The sequence below is a fragment of the Micrococcus sp. LASM2_SD2 genome, assembly GCF_057364565.1.
In genome coordinates this window covers 1-9061 of record NZ_JBNFOB010000075.1, presented here as the reverse complement: position 1 = coordinate 9061, position 9061 = coordinate 1, and the positions used below count along the sequence as shown (strand labels likewise).

The window sequence follows — 9061 nt, the reverse complement described above, 5'->3', positions numbered from 1 at the left end:
CCGGGCGGCGGCGAGGCGCTCCACGAGCGTCGCGGCGCAGGCGGCGGCGAGGGCCGGCCGGTCGGCGAACACATGGACGACGTCCTGTGCGGTGCCGGCCGAGGCGTTCGGGGTGTTCGGTGTGTGGGACTGCTCAGCGCTCACTGGCCTGCACCGCCTCGAGGTCGGTCCGGGGCAGTCCCTCGGAGAGCACCCTGCCGAGCACCTCGTCAGGATCGAGCCGGCGCAGCTCCTCGGCCAGGCAGTCCTGGTCCGTGCGGCGGGGCAGCGAGATCCGCTGCACAGGACGGCCGGACTGGTACAGCTTCGCCACCTCGGACTGGGAGCGGGAGAGCACGACGTCCCCGCCGCGGCGTCGCAGGCGGACGGCACGGATGCCGTGGCCGCGCTTGGTGTGCGCGATCGTCACGGGGACACGCAGCGCGTGGGTCAGCCAGGCCGCCAGCAGCAGGGTCGAGGGGGAGTCCGGCGCGCCGTCCACCGTGACGGAGCCGATCTCACGGGGGTCCTGGTCGTCCAAGATCGCCGCCAGCTGGTTCCGCCACAGGGTGAGCCGGGTCCAGGCCAGGTCCGTGTCGCCGGCCCGGTGGCCGTCGCGTCGGGCCCACAGCGCGCGTTCGGCGTGGCGGGAGGCCGCGGTGTCCGTGATGCGACGGTGGGCCAGCCGACCCAGCGGAGTCTCGGAGGGCACGTGCGGGGCGATGCTGGGCCACCAGACCACGATGGGGGCATCCGGCAGCAGCAGGGCCGAGACGAGCGCCTCGGTGGGCTCGGCGTTGGCGCCGTGGCACTCCAGGACCACCACATCTGAGGCGCCGGCGTCTCCGCCCACGCGGATCTCGGCGTCGAGCCGGCTCTCCGCGGTCCGGTCCCCGAGGGCGAGGACCACGATGCGGCAGGGATGCTCGAGGGACGCGGCGTTGGCCGCCTCGAGCGCCTTCTCCACCCCTGCCAGGTCGGTGCTGATCACCAGGGTGAGCACACGGCCGAGGGTGACCACGCCGCCGGCCTCGCGCAGCCGGGTGATGCGCTTGGCCACCTGTGAGGTGGTGGTGTCCTCCATGCGGATCTTCACGGGCGCCTCCAATGCCGTCCGTCGCGGTGGAGCAGGTCATGGGCCGAGGGCGGCCCCCACGTGCCCGGCTCGTAGGGCTCGGGCTGCCCCGGCAGGGACTCCCAGTGCTTCACGAACGGGTCGACGATCCGCCAGGACAGCTCCACCTCGGCCTGGCGCGGGAATAGCGGCGGCTCGCCGAGCAAGACGTCCAGGATGAGGCGCTCGTAGGCCTCCGGAGAGTCCTCGGTGAAGGCGTGTCCGTAGCCGAAGTCCATGGTCACGTCGCGCACCTCGGACTGGGTCCCGGGCACCTTGGAGGCAAACCGCAGGGTGACCCCCTCGTCCGGCTGCACGCGGATGACCACCACGTTCTCCCCGAACGCGTCGCCGGGGTGGACGGGGAAGAGCAGGTGCGGGGGCTGCTTGAAGACCACCGCGATCTCCGTGACCCGGCGGCCCAGACGCTTGCCGGCCCGCAGGTAGAACGGCACGCCCTGCCAGCGCCGGGTCCGGATCCCCACCTTGAGCGCGGCGAAGGTCTCCGTGGTGGAGGCGGGGTTGAAGCCCTCCTCGTCCAGGAAGCCGGTGACCTGCTCGCCTCCCTGCCAGCCGGAGGTGTACTGGCCGCGGGCGGAGGCCGCCTCGATCAGGTCGGGGTCCGCGGGCACCTCGACGGCGGCGAGGACCTTCTCCTTCTCCGCCCGCAGATGGTCCGCGTCGAAGGACAGCGGCTCCTCCATGGCCGTGAGCGCCAGCAGCTGGAGCAGGTGGTTCTGGATGACGTCGCGGGCGGCACCGACCCCGTCGTAGTAGGAGGCGCGGCCGCCGATGCCGATGTCCTCGGCCATCGTGATCTGCACGTGGTCCACATGCTCGGCGGACCAGAGGGGCTCGAAGATCCGGTTCGCGAACCGGAACGCGAGGATGTTCTGGACGGTCTCCTTGCCCAGGTAGTGGTCGATGCGGAAGACGGACTCTGGTGGGAAGACGCGCTCGATCACCTCGTTGAGCTCCCGGGCGCTGTCCAGGTCGTGGCCGAACGGCTTCTCGATCACCACGCGGCGCCAGGCGGCCGCGGTGTCGTCGGAGTCCTCGGCCAGGCCGGCCTCGGCAAGCTGGCGGCACACCTCCTCGAACCAGCTCGGGGGGATCGAGAGGTAGAAGGCCGTGTTCGCCCGCGTGCCACGCGTGGACTCGAGCTCGCCGAGGACCTGCACGAGCCGGCCGTAGGCCGCGTCGTCGTCGAAGGCCCCGGAGACGAACCGCAGCCCGCCGGAGAACTGCTGCCACACGGTCTCGTTGAACGGGGTGCGGGCGCCGTCTTCAACGGCGGAGCGGACGTAGTCCGCGAACTCCGCGTCGGACCACTCTCGACGGCCGAAGCCCACCAGCGAGAAGCCCGGCGGCAGCAGCCCACGTCCGGCGAGGTCATACATGGCCGGCAGCAGCTTCTTGCGGGCCAGGTCGCCGGTCACGCCGAACAGGACCAGGGACGAGGGGCCCGCGATCCGCGTCAGCCTCCGGTCGAGCGGGTCGCGTAACGGGTTGGCCACCGTGGCCGTGCGCTGCGCGCGTGTGGGCTCAGAGCGCATCGGCGGCGGAGCGCAGGGCCGCGATGCCGGCGGCGCGGTCGGTCAGGTGCAGGCACACGACCGGCAGGCCGTGCTCGGCGAGCACGCCGGCGTCGCCCGAGGCCTGGGCGGCGATCAGGCGGCCCAGGGTGAACGGGCGGTCCGGGACCTCGAGGTCCTCCGCCGCATCACCGGTGAGCTGCAGGACCACGGCGTTCGCGCGGCCTCCCTTGTGGAGCTGGCCGGTGGAGTGCAGGAACCGGGGGCCCCAGCCGAAGGTGACCGGCCGGCCGGCGGCCTCCGCCAGGACCGGGCGCAGCTGCTCGAGGGCGGCATCGGCATGGCGGTCCAGGTAGGCCTGGACGGTCAGGTAGCCGTCCTGAGGCAGCAGGTCGAGCGTGGAGCGGAGCACGTCGGTCAGCGAGCCGGCGGCCGCGCCGTCCGGAAGGCCGGAGACGGCGATGCCCTCGACCTCGTCGCCGCGCTCCTCGGCCGCGGCGGGGGAGTCGAGCAGCTCCCGGGCGGCGGCCTTGGCGGCCTCCACGTCCGGCTGGTCGAACGGGTTGATGCCGAGCAGGCGCCCGGCCACGGCGTCGCGACCTCGAAGACGAGCAGCAGGGCGCCGAGCGAGCCGGAGACGACCACGCCATGGGCCGGGGGAGTCACCCCGTCCTGGTCCCCGGCGAGCACGACCTGCAGCAGGTCGTCGGCGTCCCAGGCGGTCTCCGGCGCGCCCTCGGCCACGACGACCGGGAGCAGCCCGACGCCCTCCTTGCCCGTGGACTCGGCGATCAGCTGCTCCGCCCAGTCGCCGAAGCCCGCGATGCCGGAGCCGGCGTCGGAGACGATCAGCTTGTCGCGCAGCGGCTGCGTGCCTCCGAGCGCCGCGCCGAGCTGCAGGCCGGGGTTGTCCGCGTCGTCCTCGGTGAGCAGGTCCAGCACCGCCTCCGCGTCGTCGAGCAGGCCCTCCACGTCCACGCCCGCCAGGCCGGCGGGGACGAGGCCGAAGGCGGTGAGGGCGGAATAGCGTCCGCCGACCGTGGGGTCGGCGGTGAAGACGGCGCGGTAGCCGGCCTCGACGGCGGCCTGCTCCAGGGGCGACCCGGGATCGGTGACGACCACGATGCGGGACGCGGCGTCGATCCCCGCCGCGGCGAAGGCCTCGGACACGATGCGGCGCTGGGAGTCGGTCTCCACGGTGGAGCCGGACTTGGAGGAGACCACCAGCACCGTGCGCTCGAGGTCGGTCAGGGCCGAGCGGACCTGGTCCGGGTCGGTGGAGTCCAGCACGGTGAGCGGTGTGCCGGCCGTTCCGGCGATGACCTCAGGGGCCAGGGAAGAGCCGCCCATGCCCGCCAGCACCACCCGGTCCACGCCCTCGCCACGCAGGGACTCGGCGAGCTCGGCGATCTGCGGCAGCAGCGGCCGGGAGCGGGAGACGGCGTCGACCCACCCCAGACGCTTGGAGGACTCCTCCTCGGCGGCCGGGCCCCACAGCGTCGGGTCCTCGGCGGCCAGGCGGGAGGCGAAGCGCTCCTCGACCAGGGTCGGGACGTGGCGGTCGACGGCGTCGAGGGCGGCGCCGGTGGCGCTCAGTCCGAGGGTGCTCATTGCGGGTCCTTCCGGTGGCGACGGTTCACGGGTCGGTCGTGTGGGTGGTGTCGGGCAGGGGCGCCGGCGTATGGCCGGTCAGCGGGTGCGGCGTGAGGACAGGCCGTCGGCCACGGACTCCAGCAGCCCGTCCCAGGCGGCCTCGAACTTCTCCAGGCCCTCGGCCTCGAGCAGGTCCACGACCTCACGATAGGAGATCCCGGCACGTCCGACGGCGTCCAGGTGGGCATCGGCCTCGGCGTACCCGCCACGGACCACGTCCGGGACGATGCGGCCATGGTCGGCGACGGCCTCGAGGGTGGCGGCGGGCATGGTGTTGACGGTGTCCGGCGCGACCAGCTCGGTGACGTAGAGGGTGTCCGGCAGGGCGGGGTCCTTGACCCCCGTGGAGGCCCAGAGCGGACGCTGCACCGGGGCGCCGGCCGCCGCGAGCAGCCGCCAGCGCTCGGTCTGCAGGGACTCCTCGAAGATCCGGTACGCAAGGCGGGCGTTGGCCACGCCGGCCTTGCCCTTGAGCGCTGCGGCGTGGCCGCCGATCCCGTCGAGGCGGCGGTCCACCTCCGTGTCCACCCGGGAGACGAAGAACGAGGCTACCGAGTGGATGCGGGACAGGTCCCTGCCCTGGGCACGGGCCTGCTCGAGTCCGGCCATCCAGGCGTTCACGACCTCGCGGTAGCGGGGGAGGGAGAAGATCAGGGTGACGTTGACGCTGATGCCCTCGGCCACCACGGCGGTGATGGCGGGAAGCCCCTCCACGGTCGCCGGGATCTTGATCATCACGTTCTCGCGGCCGATCGTCTCGGCGAGCTCGCGGGCCTGACGGACCGTGCCGTCGGTGTCCCGGGCCAGGCGCGGGTCCACCTCGATGGAGACGAAGCCGTCGGCACCGTCGGTCGCGGCGTGCACCGGCGCCAGCACCTCGGCGGCGCGGGCCACATCGCGCGTGGTCAGGGCGGTCACCGCGGCGTCCACGTCCGCGTCGGAGGCGGCCAGCTCGTCCAGCTGCTCGGCGTAGACGTCCGCGTCCTCCAGGGCCTTCTGGAAGATGGAGGGGTTGGTGGTCACCCCGGTGACGGAGCGGGTCGCCACCAGGTCGGCCAGGGAACCGTCCTCGAGCCGTGCCCGGGACAGGTCGTCCAGCCAGACGGAGACGCCGGCGGCGGCCAGGGCGGCGGTGTTCGGGTTCTGGGCTGCGTTCTCGGACATGCTCAGGACTCCTTCCGCTCCGCCAGCAGGCGCTGTGCGGCGGAGACGACGTTCTCGGCGGTGAAGCCGTACTTCTCGAAGAGGCGCTCCCCGGAGGCGGACTCACCGTAGTGCTCGAGGCTGATCCGGGCGCCGCGGGAGCCGACGGTGACGGTGTGCTCGAACCACGGCTGCGCGATGCCCGCCTCCACGGACACGCGCACCGGCGCGTCGGGGCCGTCCGGCAGCACGGCGGCCCGGTAGGCCTCGTCCTGCTCGGCGAACCACTCGAGGCACGGGGCGGAGACCACGCGGGTGGGGACGCCGTCGGCCTGCAGGAGATCCCGCGCCTGAACGGCGAGCTGCACCTCGGAGCCGGTGGCGATGATCAGCACCTTCGCCTCGGCCGCGTTCCCCTCGGTGTCGGCGCCGTCCGCGAGCACGTAGGCGCCCTTGGCGGTCTCGGAGGCCGCGGCGAAGTCACCGCCGCGGGGCAGGACCGGCAGGCCCTGGCGGGAGAGGACGAGGCCGGCGGGACGGTCTGTGTGCGTCAGCACGGTGTGCCAGGCCCAGGCGGTCTCGTTCGCGTCGGCCGGACGGACCACGTCCAGGTTCGGGATGCCGCGCAGGGCGGCCAGGTGCTCCACCGGCTGGTGGGTCGGGCCGTCCTCGCCCAGGCCGATCGAGTCGTGGGTCCACACGAAGATCGAGCCGACGCCCATGAGGGCGGCCAGGCGCACGGCCGGACGCTGGTAGTCGGAGAACGTGAGGAAGGTGCCGGTGTAGGCGCGGGTGAGCCCGCCCAGGGCGATGCCGTTGACGATGCAGCCGGCCGCGAACTCGCGGATGCCGAAGTGCAGTGTGCGTCCGTAGCGGTCGCCGGCGAAGGCCTTGGTGGACCGCTCGGCCGGGACGAAGGAGGGCTCGCCCTTCATGGTGGTGTTGTTGGAGCCGGCCAGGTCGGCGGAGCCGCCCCAGAGCTCGGGCATCATCGGGGCGAGGGCGTTGAGGACCTCGCCGGAGGCGGCGCGGGTGGCGAGGGCCTTCGAGCCGGGCTCCCAGGACGGCAGGGCGTCCTCGAGGCCGGCGGGCAGGATCCCGGCGGCCAGGCGGTCGTAGAGGGCGGCACGCTCGGGCTCGGCCTCGCGCCAGGCCTGCAGGGCCTCTTCCCACTGTGCACGGAAGGCGGCCGAGCGCTCCGAGATGGAACGGGCGTGCTCCAGCAGGTCGGGGTCGACGGCGAACATCGCGTCCGGGTCGAAGCCGAGCTCCTGCTTGACGGCGCGCAGCTCCTCCTCGCCGAGCTTCGAGCCGTGGATGCCGCCGGTGTTCTTCTTGGTCGGCGCCGGCCAGCCGATCACGGTGCGCAGGATCACCAGGGACGGCCGGCCGGTCTCCGCCTTCGCCGCCGCGATCGCCTCGTGCAGGGCAGCGGTGTCCTCCGTGTACTCGGTGACGTCGTGGCCCTCGGCGCCGTGGGTCCAGTCCACCTCCTGCACGTGCCAGCCGTAGGCACGGTAGCGGGCGGCCACGTCCTCGGTGAACGCGATGTCCGTGTCGTCCTCGATGGAGATGCGGTTCGCGTCGTAGAGCACCACGAGGTTGCCGAGCTCCTGGTGGCCCGCCAGCGAGGAGGCCTCGGAGGTGACGCCCTCCTGGATGTCGCCGTCGCCGGCCACCACGAACACGTGGTGGTCGAACGGGGAGGTGCCGGCAGGGGCGTGCGGGTCGAGCAGGCCACGGACCCGGCGCTGGTCGTAGGCGAAACCCACGGCGGAGGCCAGGCCCTGGCCGAGGGGGCCGGTGGTCATCTCCACGTGGTCGGTGGTGTGGTTGACCTCCGGGTGCCCCGGGGTCTTGGACCCCTCGGTGCGCAGCGCCTCGATGTCCTCGAGCTCGAGGCCGGCCCCGGCGGCGAACAGCTGCAGGTAAAGGGTGAGCGAGGAGTGGCCCGCGGAGAGGATGAAGCGGTCGCGCCCGGCCCAGTGCGGGTCCGAGGGGTCCAGATGCATGACGTTCTGGAAGATCTCCCAGGCCACGGGGGCGAGGGACATGGCGGTGCCGGGGTGGCCGTGGCCGGCTGTCTCCACGGCGTCCGCGGCGAGCACGCGCAGCGTGTCCACCATGGCCCGGTCCTTCTCCCCGTAGACGTGTCCGCGGGCCGGCTGGATCCGGTCGAGGGCGGTGCGGGCGGTGGACTCGTTCACGGATGGACTCCTCACGGGGTGGCGTTCGCTGTCCGGGGCGCGGTCACCGGTCCGACCGGTGGCGACACGCCGCCGCGGCAAGCCTAGCGCCCGGGACGGTCCGGAATCGCCCCCTGCCCGCCCGGCGGAACCGACGGGCGGTACACTGGAGGCTGGCCCACCTGCATGTCCTGCGCAGGCACGCCGTGCGTGCGCGTCGGGCCGTCCGAAAGTCCCCGCCTCGTGAAGAAGTCGATGTCATCCACCGTGGAGTCGCCTGTGACCGCCGTTGACCGCACCGCCGAGCCCGAACAGACCGCCGGGCGTCGCCCGGCGAGCCGTCGGCCTCAAGCGGAAGGCCCGCGCCTACTGGGAGCTGACCAAGCCGCGCGTCATCGAGCTGCTGCTGGTGACCACGCTGCCGACCATGATCTTCGCCCAGCGCGGATTCCCGGACGTGATCGTCATGCTGTCCACCCTGGTGGGCGGTGCCATGGCAGCCGGCGCCTCGGGCGCCTTCAACTGCTACATCGACCGGGACATCGACCGCGTCATGAAGCGCACCGAGCGCCGGCCGCTGGTCACCGGAGAGGTCACCCCGCGCGAGGCTCTCGTGTTCTCGTGGGTGCTCACGGTCCTGTCCCTGGTCATCCTGACGTTCGGCGCGAACTGGCTGGCCGGTCTGCTGGGCTCCGCGGCGATCTTCTTCTACGTGGTCGTGTACTCGCTGATCCTCAAGCGCCGCACGGAGCAGAACATCGTGTGGGGCGGCATCGCCGGATGCTTCCCGGTGCTCATCGCGTGGGCCGCGGTGCGGGAGACGGTCGAGTGGCCCGCCATCATCCTGTTCGTGGTGATCTTCCTGTGGACCCCGCCGCACTACTGGCCGCTGTCCATGAAGTACAAGCGGGACTACCAGGCCGCCGACGTCCCGATGCTCGGCGCCACGGCCTCGGCCCACCACGTCTCGAACCAGGTCGTCCTCTATGCCTGGGCCACCGTGGTGTGCTCGCTGCTGCTCGTGCCGCTCGGCTGGGCGGGCATCGTCTACACCGTGGTCGCCGTGGCCGTCGGCGGCTGGTTCGTGTGGGAGTCCCACGTGCTCCAGCGCCAGGCCACCCGCAGCGACTTCGAGGACCGCAAGGCCATGAAGGTCTTCCACCTCTCGATCTCCTACCTGACCCTGCTGTTCATCGCGCTGGCGATCGACCCGTTCGTGGGGTCCCCGCTGATGACCTTCGGCGGCTGATCCGCAGCCCTCCCTTCCCGACGTCGCCCCCTCGCCTCCCGCAGGCAAGGGGGCCTTCGCATGACGTGGCCCGGGATGGGGCGGGCCGGGTGCGCAGGTCCCCTCGGGGCACGGCACTTCTCTCGGGGCACGGGACGACGACGGCCCCCTCACCTCGCCGGGGCGAGATGAGGGGCCGTCTGCGCGGCCGGCAGCATGTCAG

The 9061-nt window shown here is 72.7% G+C and carries 5 protein-coding genes and 1 pseudogene; 1 reads left to right on the top strand and 5 read right to left on the bottom strand.

Annotated features, from left to right (window positions below):
- Positions 1-133: 133 nt before the first annotated feature.
- From AC2W7A_RS05780 to tkt, 5 genes and pseudogenes are all read right to left on the bottom strand, one after another.
- Positions 134-1075 (bottom strand): glucose-6-phosphate dehydrogenase assembly protein OpcA, encoded by a 942-nt coding sequence (locus AC2W7A_RS05780; RefSeq protein ID WP_485990510.1) that lies wholly within the window; start codon positions 1073-1075, stop codon positions 134-136.
- Positions 1072-2649, bottom strand: a complete 1578-nt coding sequence (gene zwf, locus AC2W7A_RS05775) for a glucose-6-phosphate dehydrogenase (protein ID WP_485990509.1) — start codon at positions 2647-2649, stop codon at positions 1072-1074. Before zwf ends, AC2W7A_RS05780 begins: the two co-directional genes overlap by 4 nt.
- Positions 2639-4239: pseudogene (locus AC2W7A_RS05770) on the bottom strand (glucose-6-phosphate isomerase). The gene zwf and the pseudogene AC2W7A_RS05770 overlap by 11 nt, the downstream one beginning before the upstream one ends.
- A gap of 78 nt (positions 4240-4317) precedes the next feature.
- Complete coding sequence (gene tal, locus AC2W7A_RS05765) at positions 4318-5445, bottom strand: transaldolase (RefSeq protein WP_485990508.1); 1128 nt, start codon at positions 5443-5445, stop codon at positions 4318-4320.
- A gap of 2 nt (positions 5446-5447) precedes the next feature.
- On the bottom strand, positions 5448-7550 hold the full coding sequence (gene tkt / locus AC2W7A_RS05760) for a transketolase (RefSeq protein ID WP_485990511.1): 2103 nt from the start codon (positions 7548-7550) through the stop codon (positions 5448-5450).
- Positions 7551-7899: 349 nt separating this feature from the next.
- On the opposite strand from tkt, the gene AC2W7A_RS05755 reads away from it, so the two are divergent.
- Complete coding sequence (locus AC2W7A_RS05755) at positions 7900-8859, top strand: heme o synthase (protein ID WP_485990507.1); 960 nt, start codon at positions 7900-7902, stop codon at positions 8857-8859.
- Positions 8860-9061 lie beyond the last annotated feature (202 nt).

What these genes read in the sequence shown, in the direction of transcription:
- zwf (WP_485990509.1), bottom strand. Translation starts at nt 2,649, where the DNA reads ATGCGCTCTGAGCCCACACGCGCGCAGCGCACGGCCACGGTGGCCAAC.
- tal (WP_485990508.1), bottom strand. Translation starts at nt 5,445, where the DNA reads ATGTCCGAGAACGCAGCCCAGAACCCGAACACCGCCGCCCTGGCCGCC.
- tkt (WP_485990511.1), bottom strand. Translation starts at nt 7,550, where the DNA reads ATGGTGGACACGCTGCGCGTGCTCGCCGCGGACGCCGTGGAGACAGCC.